The 25,869-nt window shown below is 38.3% G+C and carries 23 protein-coding genes and 4 tRNA genes; 24 read left to right on the top strand and 3 right to left on the bottom strand.

What is annotated here, in order from left to right; translation table 11 throughout:
* The 22 genes from ACO1DI_RS11045 to rlmH all read left to right on the top strand — a co-directional run bounded on the left by ACO1DI_RS11045 (nucleotide 1) and on the right by rlmH (nucleotide 17,716).
* On the top strand, nucleotides 1-198 hold the full coding sequence (locus ACO1DI_RS11045; RefSeq protein ID WP_013059917.1) for a DUF951 domain-containing protein: 198 nt from the start codon (nucleotides 1-3) through the stop codon (nucleotides 196-198).
* A 170-nt stretch (nucleotides 199-368) separates the two neighbouring features.
* Nucleotides 369-1,469: a redox-regulated ATPase YchF gene (ychF, locus tag ACO1DI_RS11040; protein WP_014457678.1), complete on the top strand. Its 1,101-nt coding sequence runs from the start codon at nucleotides 369-371 to the stop codon at nucleotides 1,467-1,469.
* A gap of 189 nt (nucleotides 1,470-1,658) precedes the next feature.
* Nucleotides 1,659-1,946, top strand: coding sequence for a 30S ribosomal protein S6 (gene rpsF, locus ACO1DI_RS11035; protein WP_013059915.1), 288 nt, complete (start codon nucleotides 1,659-1,661; stop codon nucleotides 1,944-1,946).
* Nucleotides 1,947-1,994: 48 nt separating this feature from the next.
* A complete protein-coding gene (gene ssb, locus ACO1DI_RS11030; RefSeq protein WP_013059914.1) occupies nucleotides 1,995-2,495 on the top strand; it encodes a single-stranded DNA-binding protein in 501 nt (166 codons plus the stop codon).
* 66 nt (nucleotides 2,496-2,561) lie between these two features.
* Nucleotides 2,562-2,801 (top strand): 30S ribosomal protein S18, encoded by a 240-nt coding sequence (rpsR, locus tag ACO1DI_RS11025; RefSeq protein ID WP_013059913.1) that lies wholly within the window; start codon nucleotides 2,562-2,564, stop codon nucleotides 2,799-2,801.
* Nucleotides 2,802-2,939: 138 nt separating this feature from the next.
* Nucleotides 2,940-3,884 carry a YybS family protein gene (locus ACO1DI_RS11020; RefSeq protein ID WP_115655112.1) on the top strand — a complete coding sequence of 315 codons (945 nt, stop codon included), beginning with the start codon at nucleotides 2,940-2,942 and terminating at the stop codon, nucleotides 3,882-3,884.
* A 36-nt stretch (nucleotides 3,885-3,920) separates the two neighbouring features.
* Entirely contained in the window at nucleotides 3,921-5,894 is a 1,974-nt protein-coding gene (locus ACO1DI_RS11015) for a DHH family phosphoesterase (protein ID WP_025752414.1), read from the top strand.
* The gene (rplI, locus tag ACO1DI_RS11010; protein ID WP_013085555.1) at nucleotides 5,891-6,340 is read left to right on the top strand and encodes a 50S ribosomal protein L9; all 450 of its coding nucleotides are present in this window, start codon (nucleotides 5,891-5,893) and stop codon (nucleotides 6,338-6,340) included. The genes ACO1DI_RS11015 and rplI overlap by 4 nt, the downstream gene beginning before the upstream one ends.
* A gap of 115 nt (nucleotides 6,341-6,455) precedes the next feature.
* Nucleotides 6,456-7,820: a replicative DNA helicase gene (gene dnaB, locus ACO1DI_RS11005; protein WP_013059909.1), complete on the top strand. Its 1,365-nt coding sequence runs from the start codon at nucleotides 6,456-6,458 to the stop codon at nucleotides 7,818-7,820.
* A 187-nt stretch (nucleotides 7,821-8,007) separates the two neighbouring features.
* Nucleotides 8,008-9,294 carry an adenylosuccinate synthase gene (locus tag ACO1DI_RS11000; protein WP_423145234.1) on the top strand — a complete coding sequence of 429 codons (1,287 nt, stop codon included), beginning with the start codon at nucleotides 8,008-8,010 and terminating at the stop codon, nucleotides 9,292-9,294.
* Nucleotides 9,295-9,462: 168 nt separating this feature from the next.
* Nucleotides 9,463-9,535 (top strand) — tRNA-Lys (locus tag ACO1DI_RS10995).
* 15 nt (nucleotides 9,536-9,550) lie between these two features.
* Nucleotides 9,551-9,622: transfer RNA gene (locus ACO1DI_RS10990), tRNA-Glu, on the top strand.
* Between the two features lie 35 nt (nucleotides 9,623-9,657).
* Nucleotides 9,658-9,733: transfer RNA gene (locus tag ACO1DI_RS10985), tRNA-Asp, on the top strand.
* Between the two features lie 4 nt (nucleotides 9,734-9,737).
* Nucleotides 9,738-9,810 (top strand) — tRNA-Phe (locus tag ACO1DI_RS10980).
* 262 nt (nucleotides 9,811-10,072) lie between these two features.
* Nucleotides 10,073-10,780 carry a response regulator YycF gene (gene yycF / locus ACO1DI_RS10975; RefSeq protein ID WP_013085552.1) on the top strand — a complete coding sequence of 236 codons (708 nt, stop codon included), beginning with the start codon at nucleotides 10,073-10,075 and terminating at the stop codon, nucleotides 10,778-10,780.
* A gap of 6 nt (nucleotides 10,781-10,786) precedes the next feature.
* Complete coding sequence (gene walK / locus ACO1DI_RS10970) at nucleotides 10,787-12,694, top strand: cell wall metabolism sensor histidine kinase WalK (protein ID WP_423145233.1); 1,908 nt, start codon at nucleotides 10,787-10,789, stop codon at nucleotides 12,692-12,694.
* Nucleotides 12,695-12,750: 56 nt separating this feature from the next.
* Nucleotides 12,751-14,052 (top strand): YycH family regulatory protein, encoded by a 1,302-nt coding sequence (locus ACO1DI_RS10965; RefSeq protein ID WP_235860910.1) that lies wholly within the window; start codon nucleotides 12,751-12,753, stop codon nucleotides 14,050-14,052.
* Nucleotides 14,039-14,818 carry a two-component system regulatory protein YycI gene (locus ACO1DI_RS10960; RefSeq protein ID WP_226556380.1) on the top strand — a complete coding sequence of 260 codons (780 nt, stop codon included), beginning with the start codon at nucleotides 14,039-14,041 and terminating at the stop codon, nucleotides 14,816-14,818. The genes ACO1DI_RS10965 and ACO1DI_RS10960 overlap by 14 nt, the downstream gene beginning before the upstream one ends.
* 18 nt (nucleotides 14,819-14,836) lie before the next feature.
* A complete protein-coding gene (locus ACO1DI_RS10955; RefSeq protein ID WP_014457688.1) occupies nucleotides 14,837-15,631 on the top strand; it encodes an MBL fold metallo-hydrolase in 795 nt (264 codons plus the stop codon).
* Nucleotides 15,632-15,688: 57 nt separating this feature from the next.
* A complete protein-coding gene (locus tag ACO1DI_RS10950) occupies nucleotides 15,689-16,921 on the top strand; it encodes a S1C family serine protease (RefSeq protein WP_013059902.1) in 1,233 nt (410 codons plus the stop codon).
* Nucleotides 16,922-16,994: 73 nt separating this feature from the next.
* A complete protein-coding gene (locus tag ACO1DI_RS10945; RefSeq protein ID WP_013059901.1) occupies nucleotides 16,995-17,153 on the top strand; it encodes a CxxH/CxxC protein in 159 nt (52 codons plus the stop codon).
* 83 nt (nucleotides 17,154-17,236) lie between these two features.
* Nucleotides 17,237-17,716, top strand: a complete 480-nt coding sequence (gene rlmH, locus ACO1DI_RS10940) for a 23S rRNA (pseudouridine(1915)-N(3))-methyltransferase RlmH (protein ID WP_013085547.1) — start codon at nucleotides 17,237-17,239, stop codon at nucleotides 17,714-17,716.
* A gap of 169 nt (nucleotides 17,717-17,885) precedes the next feature.
* Here rlmH and ACO1DI_RS10935 read toward each other — a convergent pair whose 3' ends face one another.
* Together ACO1DI_RS10935 and ACO1DI_RS10930 are read right to left on the bottom strand one after the other, a co-directional pair.
* A complete protein-coding gene (locus ACO1DI_RS10935; protein WP_014457691.1) occupies nucleotides 17,886-18,884 on the bottom strand; it encodes a tRNA dihydrouridine synthase in 999 nt (332 codons plus the stop codon).
* A gap of 392 nt (nucleotides 18,885-19,276) precedes the next feature.
* Entirely contained in the window at nucleotides 19,277-21,175 is a 1,899-nt protein-coding gene (locus ACO1DI_RS10930) for a PhoX family protein (RefSeq protein WP_014457692.1), read from the bottom strand.
* Nucleotides 21,176-21,456: 281 nt separating this feature from the next.
* Between ACO1DI_RS10930 and ACO1DI_RS10925 the strand changes: the two genes are divergently transcribed.
* Complete coding sequence (locus ACO1DI_RS10925; RefSeq protein ID WP_115655109.1) at nucleotides 21,457-22,656, top strand: class I SAM-dependent rRNA methyltransferase; 1,200 nt, start codon at nucleotides 21,457-21,459, stop codon at nucleotides 22,654-22,656.
* Nucleotides 22,657-22,934: 278 nt separating this feature from the next.
* Entirely contained in the window at nucleotides 22,935-24,368 is a 1,434-nt protein-coding gene (locus ACO1DI_RS10920; RefSeq protein WP_014457694.1) for an anion permease, read from the top strand.
* Between the two features lie 29 nt (nucleotides 24,369-24,397).
* On the opposite strand, the gene ACO1DI_RS10915 is transcribed toward ACO1DI_RS10920, so the two are convergent.
* A complete protein-coding gene (locus ACO1DI_RS10915) occupies nucleotides 24,398-25,849 on the bottom strand; it encodes an alpha-amylase (protein ID WP_014457695.1) in 1,452 nt (483 codons plus the stop codon).
* Nucleotides 25,850-25,869 lie beyond the last annotated feature (20 nt).

Here is a 25,869-nt window from a genome sequence, read left to right as displayed (position 1 = left end):
ATGACGGAAAAAGAATTTGGTTTAAATGACGTTGTGGAAATGAAAAAACCTCATCCTTGCGGTACAAATGAATGGAAAATCATTCGAATGGGAATGGATATCCGCATTAAATGTGAAGGCTGCGGCCACAGCGTAATGATTCCAAGACGTGATTTTGCACGTAAAATGAAAAAAATTCTTGTGAAGCATGAGGAATAACCTCATGCATTTTCTATGTTTATGCCTTATACTGTAAGGTGGGACAAAATGAAGTATCTTAACATGATGCGACTAAAGGTTCTTTATTAAACTTGTATTTCAAAAGTTGACTCACTATAATTGTGACAGGTTAACTTGTTTCGGATATATAAAGAGGAGTGAATAAAGATATGGCTTTAACAGCTGGAATTGTTGGTCTTCCGAACGTTGGAAAATCAACATTATTTAATGCAATTACACAAGCGGGCGCAGAATCTGCGAACTATCCTTTCTGTACGATTGATCCTAACGTGGGTATTGTAGAAGTACCTGATCATCGTCTTCAAAAACTTACAGAGCTTGTAAAACCTAAAAAAACAATTCCAACAGCATTTGAATTCACAGATATCGCTGGAATCGTAAAAGGTGCTAGTAAAGGTGAAGGTCTTGGAAACAAATTCTTATCTCATATTCGAGAAGTAGATGCAATTTGTCACGTTGTACGTTGTTTTGAAGATGAAAACATCACGCACGTTTCAGGAAAAGTAGACCCTATTTCAGATATTGAAACAATTAATTTAGAATTAATTTTAGCGGATTTAGAAACGGTAGAGAAGCGTATCGGCCGTGTTCAAAAAATGGCTAAACAAAAAGATAAAGAAGCAATGTATGAATACGAAGTTCTAGAGAAACTAAAGAATGCATTTGAAAGTGATCAGCCAGCTCGTGCTGTATCATTTACAGAAGAACAAATGAAGTTAGTAAAACAATTTCACTTGCTAACGATCAAACCTATTCTTTATGTAGCAAACGTTTCTGAAGACGAGGTAGCCGATGCATCTGCTAACGAATATGTAGCAAAGGTGCGTGAGTATGCGGCAAGTGAAGGCGCAGAAGTAATTGTTGTTTGCGCACGCATTGAATCTGAAATTGCTGAACTTGAAGGAGAAGAAAAAGCAATGTTCCTTGAAGAACTAGGCATTGAACAGTCAGGTTTAGATCAGCTTGTACGTGCAGCTTACGATTTACTTGGATTAGCTACGTACTTTACAGCTGGTGAGCAAGAAGTACGCGCATGGACGTTCACACAAGGCATGAAAGCTCCTGAGTGTGCAGGTATTATTCATACAGATTTTGAACGTGGATTTATTCGTGCGGAAACAGTATCATACGAGGACTTATTAGCTGCCAAAACAATGGGAGCAGCTCGTGAAGCTGGAAAAGTACGTTTAGAAGGAAAAGAATACATCGTAAAAGACGGAGACGTTATGCATTTCCGCTTTAACGTATAAGATTAAAAGCCGAAAGAAGATATCTTCTTTCGGCTTTTGTCGTTGGCGAAAATATTAGCATATATTTACGAAACAGCCCGCAATGCGTATTGCTTTGCCTATGGTAGTGTGCTATAATTTTAATTCGTGAGTAATATTTTATTGCTCCTTGCCCGTTTCGGGCCGTTAGACCAAAAGGAGGTGACAGTGATGAGAAAGTATGAAGTAATGTACATCATCCGTCCAAGCATTGATGACGAAGCAAAGAAAGCATTAGTTGAGCGCTTCAACGGCGTATTAACTGATAATGGTGCTGAAATCGCAAATGTTAAAGAATGGGGTAAACGTCGTTTAGCATACGAAATCAATGATTTCCGTGACGGTTACTACATGATTCTTGACGTGGCGGCTACTTCAGAAGCAGTTTCTGAATTTGATCGTCTTGCGAAAATCAACGAAGACATTATCCGTCATATCGTTGTTAAACAAGAAGCATAATTAAACGTTTAAATAAATTGGGTTTTATTTCCTTAAGGAGTGGTTCTGATGATGAATCGCGTAATTCTCGTAGGACGCTTAACCAAAGATCCTGAATTACGTTATACCCCGAGTGGAGCAGCGGTTGCAACATTCACTTTAGCGGTAAACCGCACATTTACAAATCAGCAAGGTGAACGTGAAGCTGACTTCATCAACTGTGTTGTATGGCGTCGTCAGGCTGAAAATGCAGCCAATTTCCTTAAAAAAGGAAGTTTAGCTGGTGTTGATGGTCGACTACAATCTCGCAGTTACGAAGGACAAGACGGTCGTCGTGTATACGTAACGGAAGTTGTAGCGGAAAGTGTGCAATTTTTAGAGCCGAAAAGTGGCGGTGGGGATACGCAACGCAGTAACTTTGCTAACACTGGAGGATCTGGACAAGGCTCTCCATTTGGAGATAATCAGAACCGTAACTCAGGTAATCAAGGTTATACTCGCGTTGATGATGATCCATTTGCAAATAATGGCGAGACAATTGACATTTCTGATGACGATTTACCGTTTTAATTCGCAGTAGATTATCCGGAGTATAAAATTTTATAGAAACTTTTAAGCGGAAGGAGGCGTATCAAAATGGCAGGTGGACGTAAAGGTGGACGCAACAGACGTCGTAAAGTTTGTTTCTTCACAGCAAACGGCATCACTCACATCGATTACAAAGATGTAGATATGCTTAAAAAATTCGTTTCAGAGCGTGGTAAAATTTTACCTCGTCGTGTAACTGGAACAAGCGCTAAATACCAACGTAAATTAACGATCGCTATCAAACGCGCTCGTCAAATGGCATTATTACCATATGTTTCTGGTGAATAATGAACGGTATAAAAAGAGGCAGTAAGGGAATCCTTACTGCCTCTTTTTACATTACATAGGTGCTCTTTTGCCAAATAGTTGCTTCTTATGAATTGAATCGATAAAATAAATAATAGTCTATATCAACGAGGTGAAGTTGTGAAAGGAATTCGATATATTACAGAAGGAGCAGCTCTGTTAGCGCTGTTTGTGGCGCTTTTGCTTTTTTCACTATACATACCTGTTGTAGGAGCCATTTTTCAACTAGCGCTAGCTGTTCCGTTTATTGTGTATACCGTTCGTCATGGGTGGAAAAAGGCAATATTATTTTTGGTAGTAGGGTTGTTATTGACTTTGTTATTTGGAAATGTATTGACTCTTCCTTTTACATTTGTATTTGGTATTGGTGGATTAGCAATAGGAATGCTTTACCGACAAAAACAAAAAAGGTATACCATTTTACTAGGCGGCACGGTTGCATTTAGTTTAGGTTTACTTTTATTGTTCGTAGGAGCAAATGTCATTTTTAATGTTAATTTAATGGAGCAAATAAATAATGCTTTAGATCAATCGATTAATCAAAGTATTGAAATGATGAAAAGTTTAGGACAAGACGTTAAGGAATCTCAAATTGACCAAATGAGAGATGCATTTGATATGTTTAAAAATCTGTTGCCTCTATTAATTGTTATGGGTGGAGTTATTCTGGCCTTTTTCTCTCAGCTTATTGCTACGCCTATTCTTAAAAGAACAGGTTATGAGGTGCAAGCATTCCCGCCTTTTCGTGAATTTAAACTTCCTAAAAGTATTCTATGGTATTATTTGATTGCATTAATCTTATCCTTCCCATCTTTTAATATTGAACAAGGTACATTTATGTACGTAGCTATTATCAACATCGTGATGGGACTGCAAATGCTAGTAGTGTTACAAGGGATCTCTTTTATTTTCTATTTCTCACATCAAAAAGGGTATGCGAAAGCAATTCCAATTGTTGTAACAATTTTAGCATTAATTATTCCAATTATCCTTCAAATTGTGCGCATCTTAGGTATAATTGATTTAGGATTTAATTTAAGAAAACAATTAGACACAAAAAAGTAGATATTGTGGAACTTAAAAAAGTAGGAGCTGAAATGGATGCCTGTCTTTACAAAAAAGAATGTCATTCGCTATCCATTTTACTCATTGTATAGTATAGCCCTGATTTTAGTAGGTATCGTGACCTATCATAATTGGATCATAGGAATGATAGGCTTTATATTACTATTAGCCTGTCTTTTTCTATACATGAGAATGGAGCGAATGCTGTCCGATGAGTTTGAAACCTATATTTCAATGCTGTCTCATCGGCTGAAAAAAGTAGGCGAAGAGGCATTAATGGAAATGCCGATTGGGATTATGTTGTTTAATGATGAATATCAAATTGAATGGACCAATCCTTTTCTAGCATCTTGTCTCGGTGAAGATACACTAGTGGGAAGATCATTATACGATGTAGCAGAGAGTATTATTCCACTGATCAAACAAGAAGTGGAAACAGAAGTTGTCACGTTGCATGATCGGAAATTCAAAGTGGTTATTAAACGAGACGAGCGCTTACTGTACTTCTTTGATATTACAGAGCAAATAGAAATCGAAAAGTTGTATGAAGAAGAACGAACAAGTTTAGGCATTATCTTTTTAGATAATTATGATGAACTAACACAAGGAATGGATGATCAAGTTAAAAGTAACTTGAATAGCCAAGTAACTTCTATGTTAAATAGTTGGGCTCAAGAATACGGTATTTTTATTAAACGTACGTCTTCTGAGAAATTTATTGCGATTATGAATGAACAAATCTTAATTCATTTAGAGCGAAGTAAATTTTCTATCTTAGACCAAGTTCGAGAAGAGACGTCTAAACAAAATATACCGCTTACATTGAGTATCGGTATTGGGGCTGGTGCGGCTGATTTACCCGAACTGGGTGCTTTGGCTCAATCTAGCTTAGATTTGGCCTTGGGTCGTGGCGGAGATCAAGTAGCGATTAAACAGCCGAATGGAAAAGTGAAATTCTTTGGGGGTAAGACAAACCCAATGGAAAAACGGACGCGCGTGCGTGCAAGAGTTATTTCTCACGCGTTAAAAGAGCTCATTACAGAGAGTGGAAAAGTGATTATCATGGGTCATAAGTATCCGGATATGGATGCTGTAGGAGCTGCTATTGGGATATTAAAAGTAGCGCAAGTAAATCAGAAAGATGGTTTTATCGTATTAGATCCTGATCATATTGATACAGGTGTTCAGCGAATGCTAGAAGAGATTAAAAAGAAAGAAGGCCTGTGGGAAAGATTTATTACGCCTGAAGAAGCCTTAAATCTTGTGAGTGATGATACTCTTTTAGTAGTAGTAGATACGCATAAGCCGTCGCTCGTTATTGAAGAAAGATTATTAAATCGTATTGAAAATGTCGTGGTCATTGATCACCATAGACGAGGAGAAGACTTTATCGAAGATCCTCTTCTTGTCTATATGGAGCCATATGCTTCCTCGACAGCAGAACTCGTTACTGAGCTTCTTGAATACCAGCCGAAACGATTTAAAATTGATATGCTAGAAGCAACAGCACTTTTAGCCGGTATTATTGTCGATACAAAAAGCTTTACATTACGCACGGGATCTCGTACGTTTGATGCAGCGTCCTTTTTACGTTCTCAAGGCGCAGATACGGTTCTTGTTCAAAAGTTTTTAAAAGAAGATATCACACAATATGTACAGCGAGCACGCTTTATTGAACATGCAGAGATTTATACAGCAGGTATTGCCATTTCACGCGCTGAACCGAACAAAATGTATGATCAAGTGTTAATCGCGCAAGCTGCAGATACGCTGCTTTCAATCAGCGGAGTGGTTGCTTCGTTTGTTATTTCTAAGCGACGGGATAATCTAATTGGCATTAGTGCTAGATCGCTTGGAGATATCAATGTACAAGTTATTATGGAAAGTCTCCAAGGCGGAGGCCACTTAACGAATGCTGCTACTCAGCTTCAAGACATTAGTTTGGATGAAGCTGAAGAAAGGCTTAAACAAGCAATTGACGAGTACTTAGATGGAGGTAAAAAATCATGAAAGTAATTTTCTTAAAAGATGTAAAAGGAAAAGGCAAAAAAGGTGAAGTGAAAAATGTTTCAGACGGTTATGCACATAACTTCTTATTAAAAAATGGTTATGCTGTTGAAGCTACAGGCGGTAATGTGAAGGTATTAGAAGCACAAAAAAATAGAGAGCAAAAAGATGCAGCTGCAGAACTTCAAGCAAACAAAGAGTTAAAAGCAACTCTTGAAGAACTAACAGTTGAATTAAAAGCAAAATCTGGTGAAGGCGGCCGTTTATTCGGTTCTATCACAAGCAAACAAATTGCTGAGGAATTAAAGAAAAAGCATAACATCAAAGTAGATAAGCGTAAAATTGAATTAAATGATGCCATTCGCGCATTAGGCTATACAAATGTACCGGTTAAATTACATCCGGAAGTAACGGCTACTGTAAAGGTACATGTGACTGAACAAAAATAAACGTACGATTGAAAAATAGGTAAATAATATAAAGGGTTGGCGCGGACTTGTATTTGTTCGCGCCAACATTTATGATGAAAGAAAATACGAAAGAATATAAGAGGGGCATAGAAATATGAGTGATCTTTTTGCTGATCGTCTTCCGCCTCAGAATATTGAAGCAGAGCAAGCGCTATTAGGGGCCATTTTCTTAGAGCCTTCTTCTTTAACCTTAGCATCTGAACTGCTAATACCTGAAGATTTTTACCGGGCATCGCACCAGAAAATCTTTACATGTATGCTGAAACTTTCTGACCAAGGTGAACCGGTTGATTTGGTAACGGTAACGTCTGAATTAGCTGACCAAAAAATCCTAGAAGAAGTTGGCGGCGTATCGTATTTAAGTGATTTAGCTAACTCTGTTCCAACGGCTGCAAACGTAGAATATTACGGTAAAATCGTAGAAGAAAAGTCGATTTTGCGCCGCCTAATTCGTACTGCAACGCATATTGCTTCAGAAGGATATGCAAGGGAAGACGAAGTGGAAGTTTTATTAAATGAAGCGGAAAAAAACATTTTAGAAGTAGCACAGCGTAAAAACAGCGGTGTGTTTCAAAATATCAAAGATGTACTTGTACAAACGTACGATGATATCGAAGTTCTTCACAATCGAAAAGGTGACATTACAGGTATCCCAACTGGGTTTAGTGATTTAGATAGAATGACAGCAGGGTTCCAGCGAAATGATTTAATCATTGTAGCAGCCCGTCCATCGGTAGGTAAAACGGCTTTTGCCTTAAATATTGCGCAAAACGTTGCAACGAAAACGGATGAGAACGTAGCCATCTTCAGTTTAGAGATGGGTGCTCAGCAGCTTGTTATGAGGATGCTGTGTGCCGAAGGAAATATTGATGCACAAAGGCTGCGTACAGGCTCGCTTACAGCTGATGACTGGGGAAAGCTTACTATGGCAATGGGGTCTTTGTCCAATGCAGGGATTTATATTGATGATACACCCGGTATTCGAGTAGGTGAAATTCGTTCTAAGTGTCGTCGCTTGAAACAAGAAGGTGGACTTGGGATGATTTTAATTGACTACTTACAGCTTATTCAAGGTAATGGACGAAGCGGAGAAAACCGACAGCAGGAAGTATCTGAAATTTCTCGTGCGTTAAAAGCTTTAGCCCGTGAATTAGAAGTCCCTGTTATCGCCTTATCACAGCTTTCCCGTGGTGTAGAGCAGAGACAAGATAAGCGACCGATGATGTCTGATATCCGTGAATCCGGAAGTATTGAGCAGGATGCCGATATCGTAGCTTTCTTATATCGTGAAGACTATTATGAAAAAGACACAGAAAATCAAAATATTATCGAGATTATTATAGCCAAGCAGCGTAACGGTCCAGTTGGAACCGTACAGCTTGCCTTTGTAAAAGAATACAATAAATTCGTTAATCTCGAGCGGCGCTTTGATGATGCAGGAGTGCCGCCTGGTGCATAAAACCTCTCATATTGAGAGGTTTTATTTTATTGTTATCGCATTCGTTCCGCAAAATACGATATATTTATAATAACTTTTGTTAAATCGTTCGGATTTAATTGACTTTAGCGTGATAAATTGATACACTTATCCATGGTTAAATTATGTCGTAGTGAGCTGTTGCTTACTAAGCGGAGGTGCTTAAGATATGTCTTCAGTCGTTGTAGTAGGAACACAATGGGGAGATGAAGGAAAAGGGAAGATTACAGACTTCCTATCAGAAAATGCAGAAGTGATTGCACGTTACCAAGGTGGGAACAATGCAGGTCACACAATTAAGTTTAATGGTGAAACTTATAAGTTACATTTAATTCCTTCAGGTATTTTTTATAATGACAAAACGTGTGTAATTGGAAACGGTATGGTTGTTGATCCAAAAGCACTTGTTCAAGAATTAAAATACTTACATGATCGCGGTGTAACAACAGAAAACTTACGTATTAGTAACCGAGCTCATGTGATTCTTCCATATCATTTAAAATTAGATGAAGTTGAAGAAGAACGTAAAGGTGAAAATAAGATTGGTACAACGAAAAAAGGTATTGGACCAGCTTATATGGATAAAGCAGCACGTGTTGGTATTCGAATTGCCGATTTACTAGACCGTGAAGTATTTGAAGCAAAATTAACACAAAACTTAGCTGAAAAGAATCGCCTTCTTGAAAAAATGTATGAAGTAGAAGGCTTTACATTAAAAGAAATTTTAGATGAGTACTATGAGTATGGTCAACAAGTTGCAAAATATGTTGTTGATACATCAGTAGTATTAAATGATGCGTTAGACGAAGGACGTCGTGTACTATTTGAAGGCGCACAAGGTGTTATGTTAGATATCGACCAAGGAACATATCCATTTGTTACATCTTCAAACCCAGTAGCGGGTGGAGTAACTATTGGTTCTGGTGTAGGTCCATCTAAAATCAAGCACGTTGTAGGTGTATCAAAAGCGTATACAACTCGTGTTGGTGACGGTCCTTTCCCAACTGAATTAACAAACGAAATCGGTGATCAAATCCGTGAAGTAGGACGTGAATATGGTACAACAACTGGTCGTCCTCGCCGTGTAGGTTGGTTCGACAGTGTAGTTGTACGTCATGCTCGCCGCGTTAGCGGAATCACAGATTTATCTTTAAACTCAATTGATGTATTAACGGGAATTGAGACATTAAAGATTTGTGTAGCTTACCGTTATAAAGGGGAAGTTATGGAAGAATTCCCTGCTAGCTTAAAAACACTTGCAGAATGCGAACCTGTATATGAAGAGCTTCCAGGTTGGACAGAAGATATTACGGGTGTGAAAACATTAGATGAGTTACCTGATAACGCTCGCCACTACTTAGAGCGCGTGTCTCAATTAACAGGGATTCCTTTATCTATTTTCTCTGTAGGTCCAGATCGTACACAAACAAATGTATTACGTGGTGTATATAGCTAAATAAAAAAGGTTAGCTCTTCTTGAGCTAACCTTTTTTATTTATAATTGGTGCTTTGTTAACAAGATTTTTAAAAAAAGCTCAATAATAAAAAGAAAGTTTTAAAAAAACTATTGCATTCATATGAAATATCATGTTATTATAATAAGCGTCGCTAAGAGATATAACATGAGCCATTAGCTCAGTTGGTAGAGCATCTGACTTTTAATCAGAGGGTCGAAGGTTCGAGTCCTTCATGGCTCACTTTTGTTACAACGTGGCCCGTTGGTCAAGCGGTTAAGACACCGCCCTTTCACGGCGGTAACACGGGTTCGAATCCCGTACGGGTCATTTTTAATATTTTTAATACATAGCATATAGACTGAGGTCCCGTGGTGTAGCGGTTAACATGCCTGCCTGTCACGCAGGAGATCGCGGGTTCGATTCCCGTCGGGACCGCCATTTTGGCTCGGTAGCTCAGTTGGTAGAGCAAAGGACTGAAAATCCTTGTGTCGGCGGTTCGATTCCGTCCCGAGCCATCAAAAAGCATGACTTTATTTAAAGTCATGCTTTTTTCTTTTATTTACATTTAAAAGAAAACGTTATTTGCTTTGTATCTCTTTTGTGGTAATATATTACTTTTGCATTTAGAGATGGTTGAAAATCATATATCTTCATGTATAGTAGAGGATGAACTTGTGACGTTTCAAGGGTTATCAAGTATAATAAAACTACGGTATTCAAACAGTATGAATACTATCTTTTATATTTTGCTTCAACTAATAAAGGAGAACGATGATCATGGATAAACGTATTTTAGTCGTAGATGACGAAAAGCCGATTGCAGATATTTTAAAGTTTAATTTGCAAAAAGAAGGTTACGAAGTATTTTGTGCTTATGATGGCGTAGAAGCACTTGAAAAAGTGGAAGAAGTACAGCCTGAAATGATTTTATTAGATATTATGCTTCCTCAGAAAGATGGAATGGAAGTTTGCCGAGAAGTGCGCAAAAAATATGATATGCCAATTATCATGTTAACAGCAAAAGACTCTGAAATTGACAAAGTGTTAGGTCTAGAATTAGGTGCAGATGATTATGTAACTAAGCCGTTCAGTACGCGTGAATTATTAGCACGTGTAAAAGCTAATTTACGTAGACATCAGCAAGTAGCTGTTCCAACAGAAGAAAGCGAAACGAATGAAATTACAATTGGAGCACTTGTTATTCACCCAGATGCTTATATCGTGTCTAAGCGCGGAGAAACGATTGAACTGACTCATCGTGAATTTGAGCTGCTGCATTATTTAGCGAAGCACATTGGACAAGTCATGACGCGTGAACACTTGCTTCAAACTGTATGGGGTTATGACTATTTTGGTGATGTGCGTACGGTAGATGTAACAGTTCGAAGATTACGTGAAAAAATTGAAGATAATCCAAGCCATCCAATGTGGATTGTAACAAGACGTGGAGTAGGCTATTATTTACGCAGCCCAGAGCAGGAGTAATTTTAGATGAAGAAAGTAAGGCTCCTGCAATCTATTCATTTAAAGTTTGTATTGATTTATGTGCTGCTCATTTTAATTGCGATGCAAATTATTGGGGTCTATTTTGCACGACAATTAGAAAAAGAATTAGTTAACAACTTTCGAACGTCTCTTCAAGAGCGGACAGACTTGCTGACGTATAACATTGGACAAGAAATGGTGAAAAATCGTGATGATGATTCACCCACTCTTGAGGAAGACTTAAAGACTATTTTACGAGATTTTGCTTCAAGACCCAATTTAGCTTCAAATGATATGAATGACATCTCTGAAGTAAGAGTCATTGACCAAAATAGAAGAATCATTGCTACATCGAACTCAAATCCTCAACAGATCATAGGTAAAAAGACTAATGATTTAGCGATTACAAATGCGTTGTTAGCAGGAACGAACTCTGATAATGTATTTGTTGATCAAAGCGGACAGCGAATCAGAGTTATGATACAGCCTATTCGTTTACAGGATAAAGTAGGTGCCAGTCAATCAAATTCAACTAATAAAAATGGAAAAGTTCAGTCTAGCGAAGAAATCTTAGGTGCTATTTACTTAACAGCTTCCATGGAGCCTGTTTACGATCAAATGAGTAATATCAATCAGATCTTTAAAGCAGGTACGGTGATTGCTCTTTTTATTACAGCTATTTTAGGCGTGTTTTTAGCTCAGACGATTACTCGTCCAATGTCTGAAATGAGAAAACAAGCACTTGAGATGGCCAAAGGGAATTTTACGAGAAAAGCTAAGGTATACGGATATGATGAAATTGGTCAGCTAGCTCTCACATTCAACAACTTAACAAGAAAGCTTCAGGAAGCACAGGCAACGACAGAAGGGGAGCGCCGTAAGCTTAGTTCGGTATTAGCTCATATGACGGACGGCGTTATTGCGACGGATCGAAAAGGAAGAGTAATTTTAATTAATGATCCAGCCGCAGCTATGCTAAATGTTTCACGTGAAACGGTTTTGTCTGACCCAGTTGTTTCCCTATTAGATCTTGAAGAAACGCATACGTTTGAAAGCTTGCTCGCTAATCAAGAGTCATTAATTTTGGACTTTAGTACAAAATTGGATCCTTTTATTTTAAGAGCTACCATTTCCGCTATTCAAAAAGAGACCGGTTTTATTAACGGGATTATCATTGTCCTGCATGATATTACAGAGCAGGAGAAAATTGATCAAGATCGTCGAGAATTTGTAGCGAATGTTTCACATGAATTGCGTACGCCGTTAACAACGATGCGCAGTTATTTAGATGCGCTTGCAGACGGAGCATGGCAAGATAAGGACTTAGCTCCAACATTTTTAAATGTAACGCAAACGGAAACAGAACGAATGATTCGTCTCGTTAACGACTTGCTTCAATTATCTAAGCTAGATAGCCAAGACTACCGATTTAGTCGTGATCCAATCAATTTTGTGAAGTTCTATCACTACATCATTGATCGCTTTGAAATGACAATTGAACAAGGTATTTCGTTCGTGCGCGACTTGCCAAATGAAGCAATCTATGTCGCTATCGATCAAGATAAAATTACACAAGTATTAGATAACATTATTTCCAATGCAATAAAATATTCACCTGAAGGCGGAACCATTACATTTTCAATTGCTCAGCATACGCATGAAATTGTTGTGAGCATTAAAGACCAAGGTATGGGGATTCCAAAATCAAATTTAGCTAAAATTTTCGAACGCTTCTATCGTGTAGATAAAGCACGAACGCGTAAATTAGGTGGAACAGGATTAGGGCTTGCTATTGCCAAGGAAATTATTGAAGCACATGATGGACGTATTTGGGCAGATAGTCAGGAAGGAAAAGGAACAACGATTTACTTTACTCTTCCGATTGAAAGTGAGAATGATGACGAATGGGAATGAGATATGAACATATCAAAACGGCCATCTTAGTTGTTCTCGTCGCTTCCAGTTTAATTATGACGTATCACATATGGACGTATCAGCCTTCTTATAAGGTCATTTCAAAAAATCAACACCTGCAGGAAGTTGAAGTGAGTTCAAAAAGTAAAATAGAAGATCATATTCTTCCAACAGAAGTTCTCTATCATCGAAACGATAATCACTACATGTCTCACGACGAAGATGATGTAAACAAATGGGTAAATGAAATGAAAAAGTGGAAATTTTCGAATGTGACGGACGTTTCGGATGCTATTTCTCCCGATGGATTTCTAAATTATGTTCATGGAAGTAATTCTATTGAAGTGCTGTATCCAGACGCGCTACCGTTAAAAACATTTCAACAGCTTTTTTCATTTTCTCAAACGTCTTTGCCTAATCAAACATTTGACCGTGTACTCATTAAAATTAAGCGTACACCTTCCTTTTTCGTGAGCGTGTATCTTGTGAATTATGAGCAAAAAAAGATTTATTCGGTTACAGTCAAGAATTTGGCCAAAGATGATATCAAAGAATTAGAAGATAAAATGAAACGTACCTATGCCCCGAGCTTTGTATATAAAGAAAACAAAAATCGGTATATCTTCCTTCCAGAAAACAATATCACGATGAATAGTGAAGTTTACTATACGAGCATGAGGCATTTAGATATTGAAAAATATAAAGAAGCGCTTTTTAACAACCCAGACTATGCAAGGAAAGAAACGTCTACAAACCGAGATGTCTACACCGAAGGTACAAAAGTGATTAATGTTAATACGAAGACAGATGTGATGGAATATGTGAATCTTGTAAATTCTACGACCGAGGTAATGGAAGATTATAATTTAATAAATCGCAGCTTTAGCTTCGTTAATGACCACGGCGGCTGGACGGAATCTAATTACAGGTTCAACAGCTGGAATCGTATTACAAAAGAAATTAGCTATCGTTATTATAAAGATAATTATCCCGTGTACAGCAATCAGGGAATGACTGAAATATATCAGAGATGGGGAAATGCGGAGATTTTAAATTACCGTCGTCCTCTTTATCGTTTTGTAAGAGTACAGGATTCCAGTGTAGAAAAGCTGCAGTCATCTCAAAAGGTGATTCAATTAATTGAAAAACACCAAAACTTTGACCCGAATCTGTTAAAAGATATTTCAATAGGCTATCAGCTAGAAGAAGTCTCACAGCAGCCAAAAACCGGTGAAAAGACGGTTGAGTTTAATTCTAACTCTGTCAAACTCGTTCCTTCTTGGTTCTATTATTATAATAGCAAGTGGTATCGAATTGCACCGCCGACCGAAGGAGGCGATAACGATGGATTGGAATAGAACAAAAACCATCTTTATTTTCACTTTCTTGATTCTGAATATTTACTTAGGCTATCAGATTTTTAAAACTCATCAAGAAGATCAGTACTCTCTATTTGTGGAGTCGAGCGTTGAAGAACAATTAACGAGTGAAGGCATTGAATATAAACATCTACCTGTAGATGTGAAGGAAGCTTCGTCGTTAAATGCTAAAAGCAAACTGTTTAAAGATGAAGATTTAAAAAAGCTTAAAGAACAAAAAGCAGCGCTGCTTGAGGAAAAAACAATTCGAAGCGTACTAGACAAACCTTTTTCAGTATCTGAAAAAAGTCCCGAAGCAAAGCTAAGTCAATTTCTAAAACGGTATGTTATCTCAGGTAAGGATTATGAGCTATGGAATGTTAACAAAGAGAAAAAAACAGTTACATTCTTTCAAAAATATAAGAAGCATAAAATCTTTGATAATGAAAATGGAATGATCGTTGCTCACTTAAATGACAAAGGTGAAATTATTTCGTATGAACAAACGATGCTAGGTTCTGTAAAAACACTAGATGATGAGCAGGATGTTTTAACGCCTTTAAAAGCATTGGAAAATTTGTTTTTGAAGGGTGAATTGAAAAAGAAAGATTCTGTAACAAAAGTAGAGTTTGGGTACTATACGTTTGATCTGCCGCTACTAAATTCTCAAGTTTTAGCACCAACTTGGCACGTCATTGTAAATGGAGATACGAGTTATTTTGTAAACGCCTTTGAAGGGCAAATCATTAAAAAAGGAAATAAATAAGTATTTGGAGTGAGATAAATGAGCCTGCATTTCAGCGTGCTAGCGAGTGGGAGCACAGGAAATGCGATTTTAGTAAGTGATGGAGAACATTCCTTACTAGTTGATGCAGGGCTGAGCGGAAAGCAAATGGAAGCTCTCTTTCAACAAGTAAATCGCAATATCCCGGATTTATCAGGAATTTTAGTGACTCACGAACATAGCGACCATATTAAAGGACTAGGTGTTCTGGCACGTAAATATAAGCTCCCCATTTTCGCAAATGAAAAAACGTGGAACGCAATGGATGGTTTGATCGGCAACATTGATACGGAACAGAAGTTTCACTTTGAAATTGGCCAAACGAAATCGTTTGGTCAATTGGAAGTGGAGTCTTTTGGTGTTTCGCATGATGCTGCAGAGCCTATGTTTTATGTCTTTCATCAAGGGTCTAAAAAATTAACCCTTATTACGGATACTGGCTATGTAAGTGACCGCATGAAAGGTACGATTAAAAATAGCGATATGTATGTATTTGAAAGCAACCATGATGTTGAAATGCTCAGAATGGGACGCTACCCTTGGAGTATTAAAAGACGAATTCTAAGCGACGTAGGACATGTGTCTAATGAAGATGCGGCTCTTGCAATGGCAGATGTGATTGGAGATCAAACCAAACGCATTTACTTAGCGCATTTGAGTCAAGACAATAACATGAAGGAAATTGCCCGCATGTCTGTTGCGCAAGTGTTACAACAAAAAGACATCAATGTAGAGGACAATATTCTTCTATGTGATACTGATCCAAAAAGACCAACTGATATTGTTTATGTATAGTCTCTAGAAAGGAAGCGAAAAATAACTTCATTTAGTACGTGAATGCAGACATTCACGATGATAAATGAAGGGTTCGGTGATAGTGTGGAACATTATGATGAAGGCCAAGAGCCGAATAGTCGGCCGCCTAAACGCCGCAGAGGATATTTCGCTTCTGCTCTGATTGGAGCTATTATAGGTGCACTTATTGTACTGCTTCTTATGCCAGCCTTGGTGAGGAACGGCATTTTGCCAGATGGATGGATGACGGATGAAAATAGAGATGAACAAACAGGGTCTACCATTCAAAAGTCAGTATCTCTTGACGTCACTACGGCCGTCACAAAAGCTGTTTCCGAAGCCAATGCAGCAGTTGTAGGAGTTGTAAACATTCAGAACTCTGAAAGCTTTTGGAATGATGAACGAACTGATGCAGGGACGGGCTCAGGTGTTATTTACAAAAAGCAAGGTAACAAAGCTTATATTGTGACAAACTATCATGTCATTAAAGGCGCTAACGAAATTGAAGTGAGCTTCAGTAACGGTACAAGGGTATCGGCTAAAATTCTTGGCAGCGATGATTTAATGGACTTAGCAGTTCTTGAAATTGACGCAGGCCACGTGACAAAAGTGGCTACCTTCGGAAATTCTGATAAGCTTAAAGCTGGTGAACCAGTAATTGCTATCGGAAACCCGCTAGGCCTTCAATTTTCTGGCTCCGTTACACAAGGAGTTGTCTCAGGGGTTAACCGTGTCATTCCTCAAGATTTGAATGGCGATGGAAATCCTGATTGGCAATCAGAAGTTATTCAAACAGATGCCGCCATTAACCCTGGTAATAGCGGGGGTGCTCTTGTTAATATTGATGGTGAATTAATCGGTATTAATTCTATGAAAATTGCCCAAGAAGCAGTAGAAGGCATTGGTCTTGCGATTCCAATCAATATGGCTAGACCCATTATTAATGACTTAGAACGATATGGTGAAGTCAGACGTCCGTATCTTGGAGTTAGTACACTTTCATTAAGTGAGGTATCAGGGTATCATTTAAAAGAAACCCTTAAGTTACCGCATGATGTAGTAAACGGAGTCGCTGTTCTAAAAGTCGAGCCAGGTTCGCCAGCCGCTAAAGCCGGATTAAAGGAATATGATGTGATTGTTGAGTTAGATCACAGCAAAGTAAGGGACATTGCGACACTTCGCAAACACCTCTACATTGAAAAAGAAATTGGCGATAAAATGAACGTAACGTTCTATCGTGATGGCAAAAAGAAATCCACAGAAGTAAAATTAACGCGTCAAATGAAGTGAAAGAAAAGTTATCCACAGGGGATAAACTCCTGTGGTTTTTTAATGAAAAGAATAGAGAAAGGAAGATAAATACATGAAGATATATTGCTGCTTAGAACATACAGAACTAGCGCTGGATGTAATGGTAGATGAGATTGAACTAGCACCGGTTTTTGAAAAAATAGAAAATTCTACTGACAAAAAAAGCTGTGAATATTGTGACAATGAAGCTGTATATGTAGTAGGGAACTAATATTCTTATACAAAATGTGGATATAGCATGTGGATATGTGGATAATATCTGTGGATAAGAGGTAAGGGAGAGGAGAATAGCCTGTGAATATCTCTATTATAACCATTGGGAAGCTAAAAGAAAAATACTTAAAACAAGGTATTCAAGAATATTTAAAGCGTTTATCAAGCTATGCAAAAGTAGAAATTATTGAGCTTGCAGATGAAAAAGCACCTGAAAACTTAAGTGAATCTGAAATGGAACAGGTGAAACAAAAAGAAGGAGAGCGCATCTTAGCGAAAATCTCAGACGATACTCACGTAATCGCATTAGCTATTAACGGAAAACAAAAATCTTCCGAGGAACTCGCAAAAGAAATTGATTCATTAGCTACCTACGGAAAAAGCAAAATAGCGTTTGTCATTGGCGGATCGCTTGGTTTAAGCAGCGAAGTAATGAAACGCTCAAACGCAGCCCTTTCTTTTTCAAAGATGACGTTTCCTCATCAGCTTATGCGCCTAGTATTAGTAGAACAGATTTACCGAGCTTTTCGTATCATTCGAAATGAACCTTATCATAAATAGAACGTGTGGATATTTTTTTATTAAAAGCTGAGGCAGAAGGAAATGTAAAACCTTCTGCCTCAGTTTTTATCATATGTGGATAAATAGCACACGTCTATAAAAAAGAACAAGAGGTTCTTCTCTCCGATAAAATGCTAGAAAAAATGAGTTTAAGCAAACGAGATCTTATTTAAGAAACAGAAAAACCTTCGTCTTCTTTCACTCCAGCTCTGTCTTTAAACTCATCAAGCAACGCACGCACTTCGTCAGTTGTTTCCGTGCTCATGAGTAGATTTCTTAATTCACTTGCACCGCGGAATCCGCGAACGTAAATTTTGAAAAAGCGTCGAAGCGGTTTGAAAGGGCGCGGCTCTAATTCTTCAGAATACTTATCATGAAGATCTAGCTGCAGGCGAAGAAGTTCTAATAGCTCTTCGCTTGTGTGCTCTTTCTTTTCTTTTTCAAACGCAAACGGATTATGGAAAATTCCGCGTCCAATCATGATTCCATCAACGCCGTACTTCTCCGCAAGTTCAAGACCCTTCTGACGGTCAGGAATATCACCGTTAATTGTTAGTAGCGTATGAGGCGCGATTTCGTCACGAAGCTTCTTAATCTCCGGAATTAACTCCCAGTGCGCGTCAACATCGCTCATTTCTTTTTTCGTACGAAGGTGAATAGAAAGGTTCACGATATCCTGTTCTAGAATGTGCTTCAGCCAGTCGTACCACTCATCAACTTGCGTATAGCCAAGACGAGTCTTTACGCTTACTGGAAGCCCTCCAGCTTTGGCTGCCTGGATAATCTCAGCCGCAGTATCTGGACGGCGAATCAGACCAGAACCTTTTCCGTTTCCTGCAACGTTCTGCACAGGACAACCCATATTAATATCAATGCCGCGAAAGCCCATTTCGGCCATGCCGATACTCATTTGACGGAAGTATTCAGGCTTGTCTCCCCAAATGTGCGCAACGATTGGCTGTTCATCATCTGTAAACGTCAAACGTCCTTTTACGCTATCTTTTCCTTTCGGATGGCAGTAGCTTTCCGTATTCGTAAACTCTGTAAAAAATACGTCAGGTCGTGCTGCTTCAGTCACAACATGGCGAAAAACGACATCCGTCACAGCTTCCATCGGTGCCAAAATAAAAAACGGACGCGGCAACTCATGCCAAAAATTATCTTTCATCTTATATCTAAACCCTTTCTTTTAGGGAAAACATCTTCCCAAAATTAAAAAGTGTAATTTCTTTTATAAGGTTGAATGCTAGTATAAACTTCAACCAATATATACTTTAATGGTATGGAACGAAAAGTGCAAGGGAACGAGACATTTTGTTTGGCTGGAAATACTTATTGAAACGAATTCTATATCTAGTATTAGTGGGGCATAAGTGAGCCTGAAGGGATATACCGGATATCTATCAATAAATATGCTAACGCGTTTGGGGCTAGGCACTTTCTTTAAGGATATTATAAAGTATTCACCATAATTATGGTTGCGATAAGCGGTTTTATAAATAACTTCTATTATATAAAAACCACGTCTGTCACTCACAACAGACGTGGTTTCATTACGTATTAATGCTTTTTGTAAGGAGCGCCATCATTAGAAGGCAGTCCAGAAATGTATCCTACACCACCTGTTTCTTGAATGCCGATGCTTTCTTTCATCGCTTTAGTCAGCTCTTCTTTATCAACAGCGGTAATATTTTTGTCGCTGATGTCCTCGCCTGGGTGCTGATAGTTGCTTAGTACATAGCGAGAGTTTTCAATGTTTTCTACTGCACGAAGTCCCGTTGCTTCTGCTCCTACTGGAACTGAAAGGATACGTGATAGTTTTTTGGTTTTTACATTATAAGCCCATACGAAATTGTTTGTGTGTAATGAGCTGTCTTCTCCAATAAACAGTGTATTTAAGTCATTTGAATACGTAAGGTTATCAGGGTTGGCAATTTTATCTGGATCTGCTGTATTACCATATGCATCTGCTTTTTCTAGGTCTTGTCCAATCAGAAGCCCTTCCATGCTTGCAGGAACGTAGCGACTGTTAATGTGGCCGTTTGCTTGGTCTTTTTGATGCGATCCTAAGTTCAGCTGGTAGGTCACACCAGACTCTAGTTTTGGAAGCTGGATATCATCTTGTACAGCGCCAGGTTCTTTTACCATGGCACTATTTTGATAAGAAATGGCCATGTACGCCTTTTTGTCTTTTTTATTAACTGTTAGACCTTCCATCTTATTAAATTCAGATGTTGCACCCAGAATTGCACCATATCGACGTGATTCTAGGAAGGCAGCTGCTTTTTCCATGCCAGGCTTTACTTTTAAATATTCAACTTTTTTACTTGCGGCGGTTTTCACAGCTTTAAATCCTTTTGTAGGCTGGTCAGCTGTTTCAAAAATATCACTAAATTTTGTGCCTTTGTCGATTATTTTTTTCACTTCATTGTCTGTTGCATGGCCAAGCTTAATCCACTGAAGGTCGCCTTTACCTCCATTTTCTGTGCTCGTTTGTTTGAATTTTGCTGCATAAAGCGTGCCTGCTGAGAAGTCTTTTTCCTTATCTGCTACATACATAAACATCATAGTATTAGACCCATCGTCTCCAAAAAGAGCGGTTTTGTTATCTGGAAGTACCTGCATCATTTCGTGTGAAAAACGACCTGTGCTGTAATGTTTTACGACGGACGCATTGCCGCTTTCATCCACTGAAATTTCTGGAATCCAGCCGTAGTAGTATGGATTTGCTTTTGACGTGTCGCCGAAATAAAGCTTAGCGAAGTTCGTAACGTCTTTATACGAGCTGGATGAAGGGTCTTCAAAAGCACGTGCATCAGGCTCGTATTCTTCTGAACCAAGGTGAGTACCCCAATCGGTTGTAGAACCATTACATGGTGTCCATAAACCATTTACATTAGAAAAATCAATTTTCTTGGCATGATTGACAGTCAGTTTTCCAGTTTTATCATCTCGATCAACCTGCGTTAGCGTCATTGAAGCTGGGAGACCTGATACTTTATTTCCGGCATTATCAACTGAGTCATATTCATAGTGTGACACAATGTAAGATTTCCCGTTAATCGTGATAAAGCTGTTTGAATCCGGCGCATCTGATACATATGGTGATGGCTGATCAGGAACGCTTCGGTCAATAATTGGATCTCCGTTTACGTCAATTGGTGTACCTGCAGCAATTAAATCGCCTTTATTGTCGACAATTTTATCTTTTGAAAGAAAGAGTTGATTATAGTTAAGAGGAGTTTCTTCAACACTTCCATCTTTATACGTTACTTTTACAGATGCATCTGTATACGTTTTAACCATGTTTTCAATCGTCGTAGGTGCTTTCATTGGTTGAAACTCAACGCTTTTGATTTGTTTTGGATGTTGAACTGGATGATGCTCTGCTGCAAAAGCAGAAGCAGCGCTAGAAGCCAAGAGAGTAAGAGATAGTCCAAGAGATACTCGTTTTTTCATGGTTGATAACCTCCAAATCATATTCATACACCTATTAAATCATTGGATTGTTGAGGAAATATAAAGAGAAGTGTTGTATTTGTTGAGTCATTGTTAAAAATATTGAACATTTATGTAAAAAGATCATCCACATATGAAATCGAGGATGCTTTATGGCATATGCTGCTTTTCTATTTTCTAACTGGAAACATCAACGATTATCTATGTTAAGATAAATGTAGATTATTCTTATAAAATGGATAAAACTAGAATGAACTAAATTAAATAGATAGGGTGTACACATGAGAAAAGAAGTACAAGTTATAGCCAAAGAAGCTTTTATTAAAAAAGTGAACAAGGGTTATCCACTCCTTGAAAAAGATGCGCTTGTTGATGGTCATAAACTGCAAGAAGAAGGCGTTATTATTAACTTAGTCACTCCAAAGAATCAATTTTTAGCCAAAGGCTATTATGGAAAACAAAACAAAGGCTACGGATGGATTCTTACGAAGAAGAAAAGTGAGCAAATTGACGCGGCGTTTTTTGCTAGAAAAATTCAGCAAGCTATTTCATCACGTCATGACTTTTATGCGTCTGAAGACACAACTGCTTTTCGCGTATTTAATAGTGAAGGTGACGGAATCGGCGGCTTAATTATTGATTATTATGACGGATATTACGTCATGAGTTGGTATAGTGAAGGAATTTATCGATTTAAAGAATACGTCATTGAAGCCTTAAAGTCTGCGCCTAATTTTAAAGGGCTATACCAGAAAAAACGTTTTAACGTAAAAGGGCAGTATATTGAAGAAGATGATTTTGTAGCAGGGGATAAAGGTGAGTTCCCTCTTATTGTAAAAGAAAATGGTATTCGTTTTGCCGTTTACTTAAATGACGGAGCGATGGTGGGAGTCTTTTTAGATCAGCGAGACGTTCGTAAAACGATTCGAGATAAATATGCAAAAGGAAAGACCGTGCTAAATATGTTTTCGTATACAGGCGCATTTTCAGTGGCGGCCGCTCTTGGAGGAGCTGCAAAAACAACAAGTGTCGACTTAGCCAATCGCAGCTTAGCAAAAACAATTGAGCAATTTAGTGTAAATGGAATTGATCACGAAGCACAGGACATTATTGTAGAAGATGTTTTTAAGTATTTTAAATATGCGGTTAAGAAGAATATGACGTTCGATCTTGTGGTGCTAGATCCGCCGAGCTTTGCTAAATCGAAAAAGCATACGTTCAGCGCGGCAAAAGACTACAAAGATTTATTAAAAGAAGCCATTGCTCTTACAAAGCCAAATGGTGTCATTGTAGCTTCGACGAATGCAAGTAATTTTGATATGAAAAAATTTCATTCGTTTATTGAAAAAGCTTTTAACGAAAAAGGGGAACGTTACAAAATGATGGAGCAGTTCTCTCTTCCAGCTGATTTTAAAACAATAAAAGAATTTAAGTCAGGTGATTATCTTAAAGTCGTGTTTATTCAAAAAGTAAATCGTTAAATGCAAGGCTGCATGATGAACTCATGCAGCTTATTTATTGTGATGAAATAACGCTTACAAGATATTTTGAAGGGAATAAAATGAAGGTGAAAGATAAATATTGTCAATATGTATGATAAAATAATAAAGGAATTATGCTCACCACTTCACAAATTTACAATATCATCCTTACGAAACGTATTTTTACAATTATTTTATTTTAAATGGGACAAGTATTGGGTACGAAGGGGAAGGAGCATACTACTACTATTATTTAAAAACATGAAAGGAGAAAGATTATGGCTGAAACAACTAAAAAGCCTGCCGGCGAAGTGAAGTTTATTCCTTTATTAATTTGTCTGGCAATCGGACTTGTTTTATGGTTTATTACACCTCCGTCCGGACTTGATGTGAAGGCTTGGCACTTATTCGCTATTTTTGTGGCTACTATCGTAGGTCTTATCATTAAACCATTGCCATTAGGCAGTGTAGCTATTTTATCTTTAACCATTATTGTATTAACTAATACATTAACACTTGAACAATCGCTCAGCGGTTTTCAAAATACGACGATTTGGTTGATCGTTATTGCATTCTTTATTTCCAGAGGTTTTATTAAGACTGGTCTAGGAACAAGGGTTGCTTATATCTTCGTTCGTTTGTTTGGTAAAAAGACGTTGGGATTATCTTATTCTCTGATTGTAAGTGACTTGCTTTTATCACCTGCAATGCCGTCTAATACAGCACGAGCTGGAGGAATTATTCTTCCAATCATTCGTTCTTTATCTGAAACATATGGATCGAGAACTGGAGACGGTACGGAGCGCAGAGTCGGTGCTTTCTTAACAAAAGTATCGTTTCAAGGAGATATGATTACATCGGCTATGTTCGTAACCGCAATGGCGGCCAATCCTCTTGCTGTTAAAATGACGGAACAAATTACAGGAAAGACTATTTCATGGGTTGGCTGGGCAGCGGCTGCAATTGTACCTGGAATTATCAGTTTAATTGTGATTCCGCTTGTTATTTATAAGCTGTATCCGCCAGAATTAAAAGAAACGCCGGAAGCATCTGAAATTGCAGTAAAAAAATTAAATGAGATGGGTCCGCTAAAGAAAGAAGAATGGTACATGATTGGCGTATTTTTACTTCTTCTTGTGCTGTGGATTTTTGGAGCTAACTTAAATATTAATGCAACAACAACTGCTTTTATTGGTCTATGTACGCTGCTTTTAACGCAAGTATTAAGCTGGTCGGACATCAAAAAAGAACAGGGAGCATGGGATACATTAGTCTGGTTTGCTGTTTTGGTTATGATGGCAACCTTCTTAAATGATCTAGGCATGATTCCTTGGTTCAGTGATCTGATGAAAGGCACTGTTAGCCATATGTCTTGGATGACGGCGTTGATTGTACTAGCTATTGCGTATTTTTATTCTCACTACTTCTTTGCAAGTAACACAGCTCACGTCAGCGCTATGTACGCAGCGTTTTTATCTGTTATCGTGGCCGCTGGTGCGCCTCCGTTACTGTCAGCATTGATTTTAGCGTTCTTTAGCAATTTATTTGGCTGTTTAACTCACTACGGCAGTGGACCGGCACCGGTGTTCTTCGGTAGTGGATATGTAACGCAGCAAAAATGGTGGTCGCTCGGCTTTTTAATTTCAATTATTCATATTATCATTTGGATTGGAATTGGCGGCTTGTGGTGGAAACTGCTAGGTCTATGGTAAAAAAACAGTGGCGCAGGCCACTGTTTTTTTTATGCTTCAGCCCAAACAGATACAGAGCCGCCATTTACAGGGAACTGTCCGTAGCCATCTTCTTCAATAACAACTTGATCTTCTCGGTTGTTTGTGAAGTCAATCCACGTTTGTCCACTTCGGTGTTCGCCGACGAACATTCTCTTTTCGCCATCTTCGCCGTTTGACATCACCACAGCGCATCCAGACTTCTCAAATTCCTCTACACCATGCCTTACCCATCCAATGGTATTCGGGTGATCAAAATAATCGTCTTGCTGTCCGTATGCTTTGTCATAGCGTACATGCAAGAGAGCGGAAATATCTTTTTCTTTTCCCTCAATTGGGTGCTCTCCGCCTATCCCAAAATAGTCTCCGTAAAACACACAAGGATAGCCGTCTTCACGAAGTAAAATTAGAGCGTAAGCACTTTGTTTGAACCAATCTTCTACCCAAGATTCTAAAGATTCATTTGGCTGAGAGTCATGGTTATCTACAAATGTGACAACATTCAAAGGGTGAGTCTTGACTAATGTATCATCAAAAATCGTGGTTAAATCAAAATCTCTTCCTTGCTGAGAGGCTTCATGCAGTTTATAGTGCAGCGATACGTCAAACAAATCGATTTGATAATCAATCACGTCTAGGAATTCCTGACAGGCTGTTAACTCTGGATTCCAAAACTCTCCCACAAAATAAAAGGGCTTTTCTTGAGAAGAGGACAATTCGTGGGCAAACTCTTTAATAAAATCGTGGTTAATATGTTTAATGGCGTCTAATCGATAACCGTCGCACTGCAGAGTGTCTGCTAACCATTTTCCCCATTTGATCATTTCTTCTCGAACTTCAGGATGATCGTAATCAATATTCGCAAACATTAAATAATCGTAGTTGCCAAACTCTTGATCCACATTTTCGTTCCAGCTTTTGTTTTCTCCCGCAATACGAAAAACGCCTTCTTTTCCATTTTTATCATCGTAATCAGTGCCGTTAAAATGATTAAAGTTCCATTTGAAAGAAGAATATTGATCGCCGCGCCCTTCAAATGTAAACTTTGTCCACCCTTCAATTTCAAAAGGTTCAGAAATTTCTTCTGTTCGGTTCATGGGGTCCACTTCAATGACGTGGAACGTTTCTTTTTCATCTGCTGCAGCTTTATGGTTCATTACAATATCCACATAGACATTAATTCCATGATTATGACAGGCATCAATCGCTTCATGCAGCTCTTGCTTGGTTCCATACTTTGTACGAACGGTTCCTTTTTGATCAAATTCGCCAAGATCGTATAAGTCGTAAACGCCGTAGCCATTATCCTCTGATGAAACACCTTTTGTAACCGGGGGAATCCACACGGAATCAATTCCTTGTTCTTTTAGTTGAGGAGCGAGCTCTTTGAGGCGTTGCCAATGCTCGCCATCAGCTGGCACATGCCATTCGAAAAATTGCATAATTGTATGATTCCGTTCCAAGTTAAATCATCCTCCTTTTA

It is taken from the genome of Priestia sp. 40, assembly GCF_049368575.1.
GTDB classification, from domain to species: domain Bacteria; phylum Bacillota; class Bacilli; order Bacillales; family Bacillaceae_H; genus Priestia; species Priestia zanthoxyli.
The sequence above is the reverse complement of the archived record's forward strand: the minus strand, read 5'-3'. Positions and strand labels throughout refer to the sequence as shown.

Coding starts and splice junctions, on each gene's coding strand:
- ACO1DI_RS11045 (WP_013059917.1), top strand. CDS start 1: ATGACGGAAAAAGAATTTGGTTTAAATGACGTTGTGGAAATGAAAAAA.
- ychF (WP_014457678.1), top strand. CDS start 369: ATGGCTTTAACAGCTGGAATTGTTGGTCTTCCGAACGTTGGAAAATCA.
- rpsF (WP_013059915.1), top strand. CDS start 1,659: ATGAGAAAGTATGAAGTAATGTACATCATCCGTCCAAGCATTGATGAC.
- ssb (WP_013059914.1), top strand. CDS start 1,995: ATGATGAATCGCGTAATTCTCGTAGGACGCTTAACCAAAGATCCTGAA.
- rpsR (WP_013059913.1), top strand. CDS start 2,562: ATGGCAGGTGGACGTAAAGGTGGACGCAACAGACGTCGTAAAGTTTGT.
- ACO1DI_RS11015 (WP_025752414.1), top strand. CDS start 3,921: ATGCCTGTCTTTACAAAAAAGAATGTCATTCGCTATCCATTTTACTCA.
- rplI (WP_013085555.1), top strand. CDS start 5,891: ATGAAAGTAATTTTCTTAAAAGATGTAAAAGGAAAAGGCAAAAAAGGT.
- dnaB (WP_013059909.1), top strand. CDS start 6,456: ATGAGTGATCTTTTTGCTGATCGTCTTCCGCCTCAGAATATTGAAGCA.
- ACO1DI_RS11000 (WP_423145234.1), top strand. CDS start 8,008: ATGTCTTCAGTCGTTGTAGTAGGAACACAATGGGGAGATGAAGGAAAA.
- yycF (WP_013085552.1), top strand. CDS start 10,073: ATGGATAAACGTATTTTAGTCGTAGATGACGAAAAGCCGATTGCAGAT.
- walK (WP_423145233.1), top strand. CDS start 10,787: ATGAAGAAAGTAAGGCTCCTGCAATCTATTCATTTAAAGTTTGTATTG.
- ACO1DI_RS10965 (WP_235860910.1), top strand. CDS start 12,751: ATGACGTATCACATATGGACGTATCAGCCTTCTTATAAGGTCATTTCA.
- ACO1DI_RS10960 (WP_226556380.1), top strand. CDS start 14,039: ATGGATTGGAATAGAACAAAAACCATCTTTATTTTCACTTTCTTGATT.
- ACO1DI_RS10955 (WP_014457688.1), top strand. CDS start 14,837: ATGAGCCTGCATTTCAGCGTGCTAGCGAGTGGGAGCACAGGAAATGCG.
- ACO1DI_RS10950 (WP_013059902.1), top strand. CDS start 15,689: ATGATAAATGAAGGGTTCGGTGATAGTGTGGAACATTATGATGAAGGC.
- ACO1DI_RS10945 (WP_013059901.1), top strand. CDS start 16,995: ATGAAGATATATTGCTGCTTAGAACATACAGAACTAGCGCTGGATGTA.
- ACO1DI_RS10935 (WP_014457691.1), bottom strand. CDS start 18,884: ATGAAAGATAATTTTTGGCATGAGTTGCCGCGTCCGTTTTTTATTTTG.
- ACO1DI_RS10930 (WP_014457692.1), bottom strand. CDS start 21,175: ATGAAAAAACGAGTATCTCTTGGACTATCTCTTACTCTCTTGGCTTCT.
- ACO1DI_RS10925 (WP_115655109.1), top strand. CDS start 21,457: ATGAGAAAAGAAGTACAAGTTATAGCCAAAGAAGCTTTTATTAAAAAA.
- ACO1DI_RS10920 (WP_014457694.1), top strand. CDS start 22,935: ATGGCTGAAACAACTAAAAAGCCTGCCGGCGAAGTGAAGTTTATTCCT.